Below are 14,538 nucleotides of genomic sequence, written 5' to 3'. Positions count from 1 at the left end.
AAGATAACGATGACTGAGCAGCGTTTCCTCCCGGTCAACCTTTCCGGCAAGCGTGTTGTCGTAACTGCCGGCGCCGCAGGCATCGGCCGCGTCATCGCCGAGGGATTTCTGGCCGCCGGAGCGCGCGTCCATGTCTGCGATGTGGCGCCGGAGGCGATTGATGAAATCAAGACGGACATTCCGGAGATCTCGACGAGCCGCACGGATGTCTCCGATCCCGCAGCCGTCAACGCCATGTTCGATGAGGTGGAGCGCCGGCTCGGCGGTCTCGACATCCTCGTGAACAATGCCGGCATTGCGGGGCCGACGGGTGGTGTCACCGATGTCAGCGCCGAGGCGCTGCGGGAAACTCTCGCCATCGATGTCGAGAGCATGTTTCACTGCGCCAAGCGGGCCGTGCCGCTGATGCGCAGGGAAGGCTTGGGGCACGTGGTCAACCTTGCTTCCGTGGCCGGGCGCCTGTCCTATCCGAACCGTACACCCTATGCCGCCGCGAAATGGGGGGTGATCGGCTTCACCAAGAGTCTCGCCATGGAGGTCGGGCGCGACGGGATCCGCGTCAATGCGATTTTGCCCGGCCACGTCAACACGACGCGGTTCTCAGGCCTCGTGGAGCGGCGCGCCGCAGCCTTGGGGATGTCGCCCGAGGACATGGAGCGGAGGGTGCTGGATCCCGTCGCCCTCGGGGCGAAGGTGGAGCGCGAGGATATCGCCAACATGGCCCTGTATCTTTGCTCCCCGTTCGGCATGGCGATTTCCGGCCAGGCCATCAGCGTCTGCGGCGGGGTGGAAATGATGGGATGGAAATAAACGATGAAAGGACTTGGCTTTCCGGACGAGAGGCAGGGCAAGGCGATCGGTCACATTGTTTTGGAAGGAGGCTCCCACTATTCCGCAATATGGCATATGGAGTTCCGCCTGAAGGCCCCTTATAACGGTGAAAAGCCTCCGTTCTGCCGGGGCCGCAAGCCAAAGCACCTGCTGAAGCTTTTCCAGTGATCGAATTGGAGTTCACAACATGGCACAGACCTCGTCCGTTCAAGAGGCCGTGAAACTTGATAATGATACGAGCAAGGAGCGGAGCGGAGTCCAGTCGATCGAGCGCGCCTTCGCCATTCTGGGCCATATTGCCCAGCACCAGGAAGGGATCAGCCTTGCCGAGCTGTCCAAATGCGTGGGGCTGCACACCAGCACCACCTTCCATCTTGTTCGCACAATGGTCGAACTCGGTGTGGTCAGGCAGGCCAAAGCGACCAAGCGCTACCACCTGGGGCGCACCATTTTCAGCCTGGCGGCCAGCTCCTCGAGCGAGGTCGATCTGATTGCGACGGCAACGCCCTTCCTCGAAGAATTGGCGCGGGAGAGCGGCGAGAGCAGTCACCTGGCGCTGCGCTCCGGCAATGATGTGGTCATTGCAGCTCGCGTCGCGGGGACCGGGGCCTTCCAGCTCGTCGAGCGCGCAGGCGGACTTCGCCCGGCCCATTGCACAGGGCTTGGGAAGGTGCTCTTGGCCGCTATGCCGGAGGCTCAGTTCGAGTCCTATCTGGCGACCGCGGAATTGCAGGCTTGGACGCCAAAAACAATTACGGATCCTACACAGCTTCGCGCCGAAATCGAGCGCGTGCGGCAGTCCGGGGTCGGGTTCGATGATGCGGAGTTCAACGACGAAGTACGCTGTGTCGCTGCGCCCATCTACGATTTCACCGGGCAGGCTGTCGGGGCTGTCGGCGTGTCGGGCCCGATCTGGCGCATGAACCTCCAGAGAATGGACTTGATTACGCAACGTGTCCGGACAACGGCTGCCGAGCTGTCGGAGGAGCTGGGTTATCGGCGGTCGGCCTGATCCCAACAGGATGTGCAGCGCTGGAGAGGTCGCTGCACATCTTTCATCCTGCTGTAAGAACGGTGTCGCGGGCCGCCTTTGCTCCTGCGGTTTGAAAATACGCGGATCCCGCCGCCACACGCCAATAGACAGTTGCCTTTTCTCAATTTGAGCGTTTAACTCACATCGTTGTAAAAATGGGGTGTGATGATGGCAGCTGAGCAGCGCGGGATATTGGCGATCTGGCACGATGTCATCCCTGATTACACCTCGAAGGTTCTCGCCTGGTATAATGCCGAGCACCATTTCGAGCGGCTGGCTGTTCCCGGCTTCATCAGCGTCCGGCGCTATCATGCCGTCCAGGGCAGTCCCGCCCTCTTCATTCGCTACGAAACGCGGAATGTCGGCGTCCTCTCCTCGGAGGCATATCTCGCGCGTCTCAACGACCCGACACCCTGGACCCTGCAATCTCAACCACGCTTCCTCAACAATTCACGCACTGTCTGCGTGCGGAAGAGCCGCGTGGGCCAAGCCGAGGGCGGATATGCCGTAACCCTGCGCATTGGTGCCAAGGGGAATGAGACTGCCCTTACCGATCGGAATTGGGCGACGGTGTCGGACATTCTCAGAAACAAGGACCGCATTGTCGGTCTCGAGCTCTGGGAGGCCGACCACGAGCGCTCGACGATCGCGACGAGGGAAAAGCAGTTGCGCGGAGGCGAGGATCGCTATGTCGGCTCCGTCATCATCGTGCATGCAACCGACCGCGGGGCCGCCGACGAGGCTTTGAACGCGCTACTCTCCGCCTTGCCCGAGGACATCTCGAAAGACGCGCAAAGCGGAATCTATGCACTCGCTTTCCTCGCGCAAAATTCAACATTGTAAATTGACATTTGTTATTATGAGATATCTATTGGCCCCATGATAGGGACGGAGGTCGAGATGCGTGTCGCTGCTTTCGGGACGGGGTTCTTCAGCACCTATCATTACGACAGCTGGAGCCGAATCCCCGGTGTCGAACTGGTTGGCATCTGCGTCCATTCCAACACGGCCCGCGCGGAGGAATTCGCCCGTCGCTATGGAGCAAAAGCGGTCTTTACCAATCCCGAGGAGATGCTCGACGCCACCGAGCCGGATCTGGTCGACATCATCACGACCCCTGAAAGCCACGCGGCCCTCGTCAGGCTCGCAGCCGCGCGCAACATTCCCATCATCTGCCAGAAGCCGCTGGCGCCAACCTTCGAAGAGGCACAAGCCCTGGTGGAGACCGCCGGGCGCACGGGCACCCTCATCGTTGCACATGAGAACTGGCGCTTCCGTCCTTGGAACCGCGAGGCCGGTCGCCTGCTGCGCGACGGCGCGATCGGTGAGGCTTACAACGTGCTCTTCAGAATGCGTCCCGGCGACGGACAGGGACCCTCCGCCTATCTGGACCGGCAGCCTTACTTCCAGAAGATGCCGCGCTTTCTCATCCACGAGACCGGGATCCATACAATCGATGTGTTCCGCTATCTGATGGGCGAGGTTACCGGGGTTTTCGCGCATCTGCGCCGTCTCAACCCGGCGATCGCCGGCGAGGATGCCGGCTATGTGACGTTCAACTTCGCTTCGGGCGCGGCCGGCGTTTTCGACGGCAACCGGCTTATCGACTTCGAGGCCGAGAACCCGCGTCTCACTATGGGAGAGATGCTGATTGAAGGGTCGGACGGAAGTCTGCGCATTGACGGTTTCGGCAGAATCTGGCTCCGCAGGCGCGGCGGCGCTGCGATGGAGCATACCTATTCCTGGGAGAACAAGGGATATGCGGGCGACTCCGTGCATGCCCTGCAGGCGCACGTGGTGCGCCATCTTCGGGAAGGGACGCCGGTTGAGAACGTAGCATCCGAATACCTGAAAGCCCTATGCATTGAAGAAGCGATCTATCGCTCGCATGCCGAGCGCCGCTGGATTGACCTCATGCAATAAAAACGCAACGCGCGAAAATCGGGAGGACGCATAAAATGAGCTACAAGAAGGTTGTCGTGACGGGGGGGAGCGGACGTCTGGGCCGTTTCGTGGTGGATCGTCTGAAGGACAAGTACGAGATCACCGTTATCGACGTGAAGCCGTCGGACGTGTCGGGGGTCGCTTATCAAAACGTGGACATCACCGACCTTGCAGGATTAACCAAGGCGTTCCAAGGCGTGGACGCGGTGATCCATCTCGCAGCCGTTCCGAACCCGAGGACGAGCAGCCCCGAGACCTGTTTTCGCGTCAACACGCAGGGCACATGGGCCGTGCTGCAGGCGGCAGAGGATGCCGGCGTGAAGCGAGCCATCGTCGCCTCGAGCGATTCCGCGACGGGCCTGCACTACAACCCTGAAAACTGGGCGCCTCAGTACCTGCCTGTCGACGAGAAGCATCCTATCCGGCCAAGCGAGGTCTATTCGCTCTCGAAGGAGGTGACGGAATCCATCTCCAAGTGCTTCTCCGCGCGTGGCAAGTTGGAGGTTCTCGTCATTCGTCCCGGTCACATCGTGTTCGAGCCGGAGTATCCGGAACTGCGGGAGCGCGGCTCGGATGTGCACAACTATCATCTCTGGGGCTATGTCGCGCCCCAGGACGTGGCCCAGGGAATTCAGCTGGCTCTGGAGCATCCCGACGGCAGCTACGATTGCTTCTTCATCGGAGCCGCAGATGGGTTGAACGAGCGGCCGACGCTGGAGATGTACGAGGAACGCCTCGGCAAGATACCGGAAATTCGTCGCGACGTTTATTCCGGAAACCCCAGAGCCGGTGTGTTCGACATCACCCATGCCCGGGAGAAACTCGGATACGAGCCGCAATATACATGGCGCGATTTCGGCATCCGCTAGGCAGCAGCGAAATTCGCTCTTTCGTTTCCGCACCTCAACCGATCGGATCGCTTGTCCATGACCGACCCCGCCAAGATCTTCGCCGTCAACACCTATTCCTATACGTTCGATATGTCTGCCGCCGAATGCATCCGGCATCTCGCCCAGCAGGGTTATCCCGGCTTCGAGCTCATGATGTATCCCGGCCATCTCTGGCCCTCCGAGGCTGATGCGTCGACGAAGCGCGACATCGTTCGAGCCTACGAGGAGAGCGGCACGCGGATCGTTTCGCTCAACATGCCCAACATCGATCTTAATATCGTCGGCGCTTCGCCGCAGATGCGCGAATATTCGCTGGGCCTCCTCTCTCGATTCGTTACGCTCGCAGGCGAGCTGGGTGCTCCCGCCATCGTCATCGGCCCCGGAAAGGCCAATCCGCTCTTCGCGCCCAGCCGCGAATTCCTCGTCGGGCATTTCTTCAAGGCGCTCGATCATCTCTATCCCATCGCGAAGAAGAACGGGGTGCGCCTCCTCGTCGAGAACATGCCTTTCGCCTTCCTTCCCGACGCGCAGTCGCTCATGCGGACCCTCGACGAATACGGAAACGACGATATCGGCATCATCTATGACGTCGCCAACGGCCACTTCATCGGCGAGGACCCCTGCCAGGGCCTGAGGACGGTGCAGAAGCGACTCGGCCTCGTGCATTTTTCCGATACCGGGAAGTCGGTCTATCGGCACGATGCGGTGGGCCTCGGTGATGTTCCCTTCGCTGCCGTTCCTCCGGTGCTGGAGGAAGTCGGCTATTCCGAGCTGCCGGTTCTCGAAGTCATCTCGCGAAATCCCGACGTGGATACGATCGACAGCGCGAGAAAACTCGCCGCTCTCGGATACAAGGCAAGGAGCTGATCCATGGTCCGTAGGAGCGCTCTCGTCGTCGGGCCTACCGGTGCCATCGGCACTTCCCTGGTGGCGGCCATGGCGCGACAGGGCGATTGGGCAATCTACGGAGTATCGCGCTCGGCGCCACTGCAGGAATCCGGCTTCGTTCACCTTGCCGCTGATCTCCTCGACGGGGGATCGGTCCGACGAGCGATCTCCCAGGCGGGGCCGATCACTCACGTCTTCTATGCTGCCCGCGCGCCGCATGGGGAGGGCGGGATCGAGGATGTCGAGCCCAATGTCAGGATGCTCGCGAACGTCGTCGAGGCGGCCGAGGCGCATTCGTCCGAACTGACTCATGTCCACCTCGTCGAGGGTACGAAATGGTACGGCGTGCACCTTGGTCCCCATCGTACTCCAACGCAGGAGGACGACCCCAGGCACATGCCGCCCAATTTCTATTACGACCAAGAGGACGCGCTTACCGCGCTGCAAGGCGGCAAGCGGTGGACCTGGTCGGCTTGCCGGCCGAACGTCGTGTGCGATTTCGCGCCGTCGCGAGCACGTAACCTCACGACCATCATTGCCGCCTATGCCGCCATCTGCCGTGAGCTGTCGGTTCCTTTCGACTTTCCCGGAACCGCATTGGGCTATGACACGCTGACGGAGGTAACGGACGGCAATCATCTGGCGGAGGCGATCCTCTGGCTGTCGACCCGGCCGGAAGGGACCAACCGCGCCTTCAACATCACGAATGGTGACGCCTTCCGTTGGCGCTACATGTGGCCGCGTCTTGCCGATATGCTCAGTGTCAAATGCGGCGAGCCACGGGATATCCGCCTTGCATCCTGGATGCAGGATAAAGGCCCTGTCTGGGACCGGATCGTCGCACGGTGCGGACTTCAGCGGCGTCCGCTGGGATCGGTGGCGTTGTGGGCCTTCGGCGATTTCGTGTTCCGGCAGGACTGGGATCTTCTTTCCAGCCTGACGCGTCTTCGTCAGACCGGCTTCGCGGGGTCGGTGGATTCCGCACAGATGTTCCAGAAGCAATTCGAGGATTACCGCAGAGCCGGGATACTGCCTGGCCGCGAGTGAAATTTCACGGGCGATGCCGCCCGATACATACCGCCGGATAGGTTCTTTGGGGCCAATCACGCCGGTAGAAGAGGGAGAGAGATGATGGCCAGTACAGCTGCGAATGTCCGTGCCGAGATTCCGACCATTCCGATGCTGATCGGCGGCGAGTGGCGCGAGGGAACGCGGGCCGATCCAGTGAAAGATCCATATCGCAACGAGATCGTGTCGTATCAGCCGCATTCGACGCTGCAGGATCTCGATGTAGCGCTCAGCGCCGCGGTTGCCGCCCGCTCGATCATTGCCGGGATGCCCGGTTTCGAGCGCGCTGCGCTCCTGCGGCGCGTTTCCGCGCTCCTCGTGGAACGGGCCGACATGATTGCGGAGACCATGTCCCGCGAGACCGGGAAGGCCCTGAAGGATGCGCGCGCGGAGGTCGTGCGCTCCCAGGACACCATCAATCTTTCCGCCGAGGAGGCCATTCGTATCGAAGGCGAGCACATCCCGCTGGATGGCAGCGCGATGGGCGCGGGTAAGATCGCCATGATGCTGCGCTTCCCGGTTGGCGTCGTTGCCGGAATCACGCCCTTCAACGCTCCCTTCAATCTTGCCTGCCACAAAGTGGCGCCGGCCATTGCAGCCGGAAACGCCATTGTGCTGAAGGCGCCGCCACAGGCGCCGGGAGTGGTGCACGAACTGGCCCGCCTGTTCGTCGACGCCGGGACGCCGGCGGGCGTCATGAATACACTTTATGGTCCCGAGGTCGGGCCCGCTCTGGTGCGTGACCCGCGCGTCGATTTCGTGACCTTCACCGGTTCCACGCGCGTCGGCGCCGAAATCAAGGCGGCGTCCGGCCTGCGTCGGGTCGCGCTCGAACTCGGCGGAGCAGGGCAGACGGTCGTTCACAAGGACGCGGATATCAAGGAGGCCGCCGCAGTCTGTGCCCGCAATTCCATGCGCCTTGCAGGGCAGAGCTGCATTTCCGTGCAGACCGTTTACGTCCACGAGGATGTCTATGACGTCTTTGTCGAGGGGGTTGTCTCCGAGGTGTCCAAGTTGAAGCTCGGCGATCCGCTCGATCCATCGACCGATGTCGGAACATTGATAGACGAGCCGACGGCGCAGCGCGTCGAGTCATGGGTCAAAGAGGCCGTTGCGGGTGGAGCACGTGTCCTCATGGGCGGAGAGCGCAGGGGAGCGCAACTGCAGCCGACCGTTCTCGTCGATGTGAACCCATCGATGAAGGTCGTTTGCGATGAGGTGTTCGGTCCCGTCGTCAGCATCCTGCCCTACAAGGATTTCGACGAGGTCTGCCGCACGATCAGCGACAGCCGGTTCGGGTTGCAGTGCGGCGTCTTCACCAAGTCGCTCGATCTCGCCATTCGGGCCGTTCGCACGATCCGCACAGGCGGCGTCATCATCAATGGCAGCTCGACCTGGCGCACGGATCAGCTCGCCTATGGCGGCGTGAAGGATAGCGGCATCGGGCGGGAGGGCCCGCGCTACGCGATCCGCGACATGACCGAAGAACGCCTGATGCTTTTCAATCTTTGAGCTGACGATGTCCCTTCTGCATACGGCTCACCTGAAGGTGAGGGACGATGTGATCGAACCGTTCCGCGCAAGGCTGACGCGCCACGCGGCCACCAGCGTGGAACGGGAGGAAGGATGTCTGCGATTCGATTTCTTTCAGGATCGGGATGATCCCACCTTGTTCCTCCTCATCGAAATCTATGCGGATGATGCTGCGCTTGAGGCCCACCGGAAGTCGCCACACTACCTGACCTTCCGCGAGGATGTCAGGGACTGGGTGGTGGATCGGAAATGGTGGTTCTGGAATCCCGGCAGGCAGAACCACAAGGATGGCCTGACTTGAACTCCGACGCGGAGCGATCTGGCGGGACGCCGCAATGCGCGGCTCGACCTTCTAAGACTTGAAGAGGGGGGATGCCTCATGAGTGTTGTCGTACGTTTCTACGAGACTGGCGCACCGGAGGTTCTGAGGGTCGAGGATGAAGACCTCGCGCCACCGGGTCCAGGACAGGTCCAGATCAGGCATCAGGCGATCGGCGTCAATTTCATCGATACTTATTTCCGCACTGGCATCAACAAGGTACCTCAACTCCCGTTCGTTCCGGGCAACGAGGCGGCCGGCGTCGTGACGGTGGTCGGTCCGGGCGTGACCGAGTTCAAGGAGGGCGACAGGGTCGTGTACGCGACCACGACCGGTGGCGCCTATGCCGAGATGCGCAATCTCGATACCCGATTTCTCATTCCCCTACCGGACTCGATTGACAATCGAACGGCGGCGGCCGCCTGCCTGAAGGGGATGACGGCTCACTATCTTCTGCGTCAATCGTTCCGCGTGGAAGTGGGACAAACGATTCTCGTCCACGCGGCATCGGGCGGCGTCGGGCAGATCCTCTGCAAATGGGCGAAGCACTTGGGCGCGAAGGTCATCGGAACTGTCGGCTCGAAAAAGAAGGTCGCCTTGGCGAAGGCCGCGGGATGCGACGAAGTGATCGTCTACACGGATCAGGATTTCGCGGCTGCCGTCAAAAGCTACACGCAGGGCGGGCTTTGCGATGTCGTCTATGACGGCATCGGTCAGGCGACGTATCCGGCCTCTCTGGACTGCATCAAGCCGAGGGGACTCCTTTGTGCCTTCGGTAATGCATCAGGCCCGATCAGGAATTTCGATCTTCTGCTGCTCGCGCAGAAGGGTTCCCTCTACGTGACGCGTCCTACCCTAGCCACCTTCACGGCGACCCGGGAACAACTCCTGGCGATGGCTCAAGAGGTCTTCAGCGTGATTTCGAGTGGCGTTGTCGAGGTTCCGGTGAGGCAGACCTTCGCCTTGACCGACGCTGCCCAGGCACATCGAGCGCTGGAAGGCCGCCTGACAACAGGAGCATCCTTGCTGCTGCCTTAGAGCATCGGACCAAAAAAGTGGACGTGCACTTTTGGGATTGATCCAATGCTCCCTCCATAGAGCAGCGCGTCATTCCTGCGGAAAACCGGGCCCACTTTTCCGCACGATGCGCTAGGCGCGAAACGTCCGATCTATCAAGGTTTCTGTCGGCTTTTCCGGCTGACGCAGAGCCTGAGCATCAACCACAGGAGCTAAGACCTCATGGCGGCTTCAGATTATGCCATCACCACATACTCGTATGTTGTTACTCACACGGCCGAACAATGCATGAGTGCATTGGCAGAGTGGGGTTTCAACGCCTTCGAACTGGTGATGTATCCAGGGCACGCGTGGCCGGCTGATATGGATAGCGGCGCGCGCCGGCAGCTCAGGACTTTCCTGTCTGAGCGATCGCTCACCTTGAGGTCGCTCAATCAACCGAACATCGATCTGAATATCGCCGCCGCCACACGCGAGATGCGGGAATATTCACTGTCCTCGCTTTGCAAGACGGTCAAGCTGGCGGGCGACCTATGCGTGCCAGATGTCGTCATTGGTCCGGGCAAGTTGAACCCGCTCGTGCCTATCCTGCGTGAAGAGGCTGTCGGGCACCTCTATCGTGCGCTGGACGTCCTCGTACCTCTTGCGAACAAAGTCGGCACGCGGATCCTCGTCGAAAACATGCCTTTTGCATTTGTCCCCGATGCCGAAAGCCTGATGATGACAATAGAAGCCTACGGATCCGATGATGTCGGTGTCCTCTACGATGTGGCGAATGGAGCATTCATTCGAGAGAACATCCGGGCGGCATTGCACCGGTGCAGACCGCGGCTAAAGATGATCCACCTGTCTGACACTGGGCTATCGGTCTACAAACACGATCCGATAGGGTGCGGAACTATCGATTTTGATGCGGTCATGGAGGATCTCGGCTCGATCAGTTGGACCGAGCGACCTGTGTTGGAAATGGTGGGATTGACCAGCGATCCGGCCGCGGAGTTCTTTGACAGCACCCGAAAGCTCGGTGCTGCAGGCGGAGCTGGCCGCTTCACGCGCTAGCGCAGAGCTGCGCCCTCGTCTCAGGGGAAACCTCTGTACAAGAGCTTGATGGGCTCGCCTCCGGCCGGATCGTGCGATGATAAGCGCCAGGCTGCCCTCGGATCAAACGGAAAGCTGAATTGCATGACCACTCGGACTCCCACTCTCGGATACATCGGATTGGGCAAGATGGGCAGCCCCATGGTGATGCGGCTCCTGTCCGCTGGACTTCCTGTTCACGTCTGGGCCCGTAATCCTGACCGACTCGGTCCCATGCTCCAGGCCGGCGCCACCGCAAGTTCGAGCCCGAGGGACCTGGCTGAGAATGCAGAGATCATTTTCACGTGCCTCAGCGATACAGCTGCCGTGGAAGAGGTCGTCCTTGGCCCCGAAGGAATTAGCGCGGCACAGCGATCCAGAGGCATTCTGGTGGATATGTCGACGGTGTCTCCCGATGCGACAATCCGGATGGCAGCGGAACTGAAGAGCCGATGCGGGAGGGAGTGGATGGATGCTCCGGTCTCGGGAGGGACGACAGGAGCGCAGGCTGGAACGCTGACCATCATGGTTGGCGGATCATCAGCCAATCTGGGCCGGGTTCGACCATTCCTGGATCATCTTGGAAAGCGTATTACTCTCATGGGAGACATCGGCTCAGGACAGACGACCAAGCTCATCAACCAGACCATTGTCGCCTGTACGATGATGGTGCTCGCGGAAGCGCTCGGTCTGGCAAAGCGGACGGGACTCGACGTAGCGGCGCTGCCTGCGGCTTTGGCCGGCGGGCGTGCCGATTCAACAATGCTCCAGCACCTCTGGCCTCGCATGGTTGAGAATGATTTTGCGCCGACGGGAACCATTCAGAGCATGGTAAAGGACCTGAAGTTGGTACAGTCGCTTGGGCAGGCCGTCCACGCCGCCATGCCGATCACGGCAATCGTGGCGGAACTTCACCAGTGGCTCATGGCCAATGGCTTTGCTGACGAGGACCTCACCTCTGCTTACAGAATTTTTCGACCAATCGGAAATGAGCGCACTTGAATGTGAACCGTTGTTTTGCCTGTAAGCATAATGCATGCGATCGCCTGTTGACGCTTGTGAGGCAACATGCAGACGTCTCTTTCTTCCGACCCTAGAGGACTGAAACATGATCCAGATGCTCAATCCAGAAACACTGACCGTGCTTGTCACCGGCGCAACGGCTGGCTTCGGTGCCGCTGTGTGCCGACGTTTCCATCAAGCGGGGGCGAAGGTGATCGCAACGGGGCGCCGTCAGGACCGTCTGGCTGCGCTCAAGAACGAGCTAGGCGAACGCTGCCATACGATCGAGCTCGACGTCACGAAACGAGAGGCGGTGTTCGAGGCAATTGAATTGCTCCCGGAGGCCTTCAACCGTCCCAATGTGTGCGTTGCAAATGCTGGCCTTGCTCTGGGCCTCGAACCTGCCCATGAGGCCGATATCACCGATTGGGAGCAGATGATCGCAACAAACATCAACGGCGCAGTCTCCACGGTGCGCGCTGTTCTGCCGGGTATGGTCGCGCGCGATGAAGGGCATTTGGTCCTCCTCGGGTCGGTGGCCGGCGACTATCCCTATCCTGGAGGCAATGTTTACGGTGCCACGAAAGCCTTCGTGAAACAGTTCGCGCTCAACTTGCGTGCGGATCTCCTGGGCTCCAACGTAAGGGTCACCAACATCGAGCCCGGAATGGCCGAAACGGAATTCTCGGTTGTGCGGATGAAGGGGGATCAGGAACGAGTCGGGAAGATCTATGAGGGCCTCACTCCAATGACGGCCGAGGACATTGCGGAAACAATCTTCTGGTCCTGCACGCTGCCACGGCACTTGAATATCAACCGCATGCAGATGATGCCAATCATGCAGGCCTTCTCACCGTTTGCTGTGAAAAGGCGCTGATCTGTTCGACATCGGGACTGTCTTATTAACCTTGGCGGCATAGCGAGGAGCGGAACTATCAAGTCGGCAGAGGTTCGGAACCTATGGCAGGGTCTCGGGCATGAGCACGACCTTCAAAGCCTACCGGGTTTCCGCCTTCCAGCCGAGATCATCAACCAGGCGGCCTGGTTGGATCAGTGCTTCAGCCCGAGCCTGCGCTTCGGACGAGTCTAGGCCACCAGCCTCAAGCGCCGCCGGCCGCAAGCCCGGCGACAAGTGGTTCCTGGATGAGGGTTCGTCCGTATCCGAGGCAAACCGCACGATCTCTGGTGGTCGACCAGCACGGGAACGTGCTCGATGTGCTGGTCCAGGCCGCCGCAACAAGGCAGCCCAGCGCTTGTTGCGCAAGCTGCTGAAGGGATTGTGTTCCGTGCCGAGAGCGATCATGACTGATTAACTTGGGTCCTATGGCGCCGCGAAACGTGAACTCCTGCCGAGCGTCCAGCATCGGCAGAGTCGCTGTCTCAACAATGGCCGTGAGGTCTCGCACCAACCTGCCCGCCAGCTCGAACGCGACGTGAGGCGGTTCAAGTCCGCCCGACAGGCCCAGCAATTCCTTGCCACCACGGCCCGATCCATTATCGCTTTGAGCGCCGTCGCCTCTCGCCAAGGAGTACCGCGCTGCCCGGGATCGCGCCTTCGCCACTTGGCGTGATGTGACAGGGACTGTCCTCGTGCGTTGATCTGGGGTGACTGGATGACTGTCCCGGCGAACTTCTTCCTGTCGACCTCAAGGTGGCAGTACTAACGGATGTGTTCCCCAGCACATCGAGGCCGAGCCTCTCGCCATATTCTTGAAATCGGTCTCAGTGAGCACTTCGATGTCCTTGGCGGCAACGAGGGTACATCGGGGATGGGGGTACCATGGTCACGGACAATTCATCAACGTCGGGCTCGGGCAGGCTGACAGCATCAGAGTGGGTCGCCATCGTCAGCTCCCTTGCCTTCGTCACGTTTTGGCTCGGAATGTCATTCGCCTGACGCCCGCTCCCATAGAGGCTGGCGGGCGCCGGCGCTCGCGTGACCTTCATTGCGGCTCCGTCCATCGAGTGGGCGACGGCGGACTATTGCATGCCGCATGTGACAGGTGCATCGTCCCGCGTACAGGTGAGCAAAAAGGCCGCCTCTTTGCAGGCGGCCTTCTCATCTTCGGATACACTCAGACGTTATCAAGCCGCTTCGGCGACAGGGGCGGGGCCGGCTTCGTCCATGGCCCGCATGTAGACGTCGAGCAGGCTGTCGTGCTCGTCGCGCTCGTCCTGATCCTGCTTGCGCAGCCTGATGATCTCCTTGAGGACCTTCACGTCGAAGCCCTCGCCCTTGGCCTCGGAGAAGATTTCCTTCTTGGCCTCGTTCAGCTCCTTGATTTCGGTCTCGATCTGCTCGATGCGCTCCACGAACGAGCGGATTCGATTGCCCGGAATTCCAACGACGTCACTCATGGCTTCTCCTTTGCCGTACTTAGATCGGCACTATCCGGCAGGGGAGTAAGCACCCGGTTAATCCGGAGCAGCAGCCGCACAGGAAGTCACCAAAAGGGAACGTCAGGAGCTGGCACTCCTCGGAAATAAAGCGTTGGTCCGCTGAGCGGCGACAAGCGGTCCTTCCTTCAACCTGCCTAAAGCTCCCACTTTGACCCAGAACAGACCTTCGATAACCAGCGGGGTGCCCTCAAATCGGCGGATCTGGGCGTGGACAGGCGTCGCTGCCGATGCTGACGGACGTGAGGATTGTTTCCATTATCCTGACCTGTCCGTCCCCGTTGCAGGCATGGCATCCGGCTTCGACATGGAACATCATCGATGTGCGCCCAGCGGAGCTAATGCCGGCGTAGACCGAGGCCCCACCACCGAAATGCCGGCTGCTGGAAGTTCGTTCTTGTGGCCACTCCAGTAGTCTTGAGCAGAGCCGCTTGGAGAAATGCCTCGGAAGTTGCCCTGATTTAGAGCAACGGCAGTTCTGACGGAATCGTTGGGGCTATGCGGTGTGGCGGCTTCGTGATTCACTCATCTTGGCTCTC

At 60.5% G+C, this 14,538-nt stretch carries 15 protein-coding genes; 14 read left to right on the top strand and 1 reads right to left on the bottom strand.

The genetic code is table 11. From position 1 onward, the window contains the following. The first annotated feature begins 9 nt into the window (after positions 1–9). The 14 genes from DC522_RS18025 (at position 10) to DC522_RS17960 (ending at position 12,479) form a co-directional block, all read left to right on the top strand. Positions 10–810: an SDR family oxidoreductase gene (locus DC522_RS18025; RefSeq protein ID WP_116530060.1), complete on the top strand. Its 801-nt coding sequence runs from the start codon at positions 10–12 to the stop codon at positions 808–810. A 3-nt stretch (positions 811–813) separates the two neighbouring features. Then, a complete protein-coding gene (locus tag DC522_RS18020; RefSeq protein ID WP_116530059.1) occupies positions 814–999 on the top strand; it encodes a hypothetical protein in 186 nt (61 codons plus the stop codon). Positions 1,000–1,018: 19 nt separating this feature from the next. Further along, positions 1,019–1,843, top strand: a complete 825-nt coding sequence (locus DC522_RS18015; protein WP_116530058.1) for an IclR family transcriptional regulator — start codon at positions 1,019–1,021, stop codon at positions 1,841–1,843. A 186-nt stretch (positions 1,844–2,029) separates the two neighbouring features. Continuing rightward, entirely contained in the window at positions 2,030–2,707 is a 678-nt protein-coding gene (locus tag DC522_RS18010; RefSeq protein ID WP_116530057.1) for a hypothetical protein, read from the top strand. A gap of 57 nt (positions 2,708–2,764) precedes the next feature. Beyond that, positions 2,765–3,787, top strand: coding sequence for a Gfo/Idh/MocA family protein (locus DC522_RS18005; RefSeq protein WP_116530092.1), 1,023 nt, complete (start codon positions 2,765–2,767; stop codon positions 3,785–3,787). Positions 3,788–3,822: 35 nt separating this feature from the next. Then, entirely contained in the window at positions 3,823–4,677 is an 855-nt protein-coding gene (locus DC522_RS18000) for an NAD(P)-dependent oxidoreductase (protein WP_116530056.1), read from the top strand. Between the two features lie 57 nt (positions 4,678–4,734). After that, positions 4,735–5,565, top strand: a complete 831-nt coding sequence (locus DC522_RS17995; protein WP_116530055.1) for a sugar phosphate isomerase/epimerase — start codon at positions 4,735–4,737, stop codon at positions 5,563–5,565. Positions 5,566–5,568: 3 nt separating this feature from the next. Then, a complete protein-coding gene (locus DC522_RS17990; protein ID WP_116530054.1) occupies positions 5,569–6,633 on the top strand; it encodes an SDR family oxidoreductase in 1,065 nt (354 codons plus the stop codon). 81 nt (positions 6,634–6,714) lie between these two features. Continuing rightward, entirely contained in the window at positions 6,715–8,166 is a 1,452-nt protein-coding gene (locus DC522_RS17985) for an aldehyde dehydrogenase family protein (protein WP_205769670.1), read from the top strand. Between the two features lie 7 nt (positions 8,167–8,173). Next, the gene (locus tag DC522_RS17980) at positions 8,174–8,488 is read left to right on the top strand and encodes a putative quinol monooxygenase (protein ID WP_116530053.1); all 315 of its coding nucleotides are present in this window, start codon (positions 8,174–8,176) and stop codon (positions 8,486–8,488) included. A 78-nt stretch (positions 8,489–8,566) separates the two neighbouring features. Continuing rightward, positions 8,567–9,544, top strand: a complete 978-nt coding sequence (locus DC522_RS17975; RefSeq protein ID WP_116530052.1) for a quinone oxidoreductase — start codon at positions 8,567–8,569, stop codon at positions 9,542–9,544. A gap of 201 nt (positions 9,545–9,745) precedes the next feature. After that, a complete protein-coding gene (locus DC522_RS17970; RefSeq protein ID WP_116530051.1) occupies positions 9,746–10,582 on the top strand; it encodes a sugar phosphate isomerase/epimerase in 837 nt (278 codons plus the stop codon). 123 nt (positions 10,583–10,705) lie between these two features. Next, positions 10,706–11,602 (top strand): NAD(P)-dependent oxidoreductase, encoded by an 897-nt coding sequence (locus DC522_RS17965; protein ID WP_165820198.1) that lies wholly within the window; start codon positions 10,706–10,708, stop codon positions 11,600–11,602. Between the two features lie 106 nt (positions 11,603–11,708). Beyond that, positions 11,709–12,479: an SDR family NAD(P)-dependent oxidoreductase gene (locus tag DC522_RS17960; RefSeq protein ID WP_116530049.1), complete on the top strand. Its 771-nt coding sequence runs from the start codon at positions 11,709–11,711 to the stop codon at positions 12,477–12,479. A gap of 1,208 nt (positions 12,480–13,687) precedes the next feature. On the opposite strand, the gene DC522_RS17950 is transcribed toward DC522_RS17960, so the two are convergent. Next, a complete protein-coding gene (locus tag DC522_RS17950) occupies positions 13,688–13,960 on the bottom strand; it encodes a DUF2312 domain-containing protein (protein ID WP_116530048.1) in 273 nt (90 codons plus the stop codon). Positions 13,961–14,538: the final 578 nt, after the last annotated feature.

The sequence above is a fragment of the Microvirga sp. KLBC 81 genome (assembly GCF_003075415.1).
Taxonomy (GTDB): Bacteria; Pseudomonadota; Alphaproteobacteria; order Rhizobiales; family Beijerinckiaceae; genus Microvirga.
This window is presented reverse-complemented; position numbering and strand designations above follow the sequence as displayed.

Bases quoted from the DNA above. Each gene is read 5' to 3' on its own strand.
- DC522_RS17985 (WP_205769670.1), top strand. From the start codon at position 6,715: ATGATGGCCAGTACAGCTGCGAATGTCCGTGCCGAGATTCCGACCATT.
- DC522_RS17965 (WP_165820198.1), top strand. From the start codon at position 10,706: ATGACCACTCGGACTCCCACTCTCGGATACATCGGATTGGGCAAGATG.
- DC522_RS18000 (WP_116530056.1), top strand. From the start codon at position 3,823: ATGAGCTACAAGAAGGTTGTCGTGACGGGGGGGAGCGGACGTCTGGGC.
- DC522_RS18010 (WP_116530057.1), top strand. From the start codon at position 2,030: ATGATGGCAGCTGAGCAGCGCGGGATATTGGCGATCTGGCACGATGTC.
- DC522_RS18020 (WP_116530059.1), top strand. From the start codon at position 814: ATGAAAGGACTTGGCTTTCCGGACGAGAGGCAGGGCAAGGCGATCGGT.
- DC522_RS17950 (WP_116530048.1), bottom strand. From the start codon at position 13,960: ATGAGTGACGTCGTTGGAATTCCGGGCAATCGAATCCGCTCGTTCGTG.
- DC522_RS18025 (WP_116530060.1), top strand. From the start codon at position 10: ATGACTGAGCAGCGTTTCCTCCCGGTCAACCTTTCCGGCAAGCGTGTT.
- DC522_RS17990 (WP_116530054.1), top strand. From the start codon at position 5,569: ATGGTCCGTAGGAGCGCTCTCGTCGTCGGGCCTACCGGTGCCATCGGC.
- DC522_RS17960 (WP_116530049.1), top strand. From the start codon at position 11,709: ATGATCCAGATGCTCAATCCAGAAACACTGACCGTGCTTGTCACCGGC.
- DC522_RS17970 (WP_116530051.1), top strand. From the start codon at position 9,746: ATGGCGGCTTCAGATTATGCCATCACCACATACTCGTATGTTGTTACT.
- DC522_RS17975 (WP_116530052.1), top strand. From the start codon at position 8,567: ATGAGTGTTGTCGTACGTTTCTACGAGACTGGCGCACCGGAGGTTCTG.
- DC522_RS17980 (WP_116530053.1), top strand. From the start codon at position 8,174: ATGTCCCTTCTGCATACGGCTCACCTGAAGGTGAGGGACGATGTGATC.
- DC522_RS18005 (WP_116530092.1), top strand. From the start codon at position 2,765: ATGCGTGTCGCTGCTTTCGGGACGGGGTTCTTCAGCACCTATCATTAC.
- DC522_RS18015 (WP_116530058.1), top strand. From the start codon at position 1,019: ATGGCACAGACCTCGTCCGTTCAAGAGGCCGTGAAACTTGATAATGAT.
- DC522_RS17995 (WP_116530055.1), top strand. From the start codon at position 4,735: ATGACCGACCCCGCCAAGATCTTCGCCGTCAACACCTATTCCTATACG.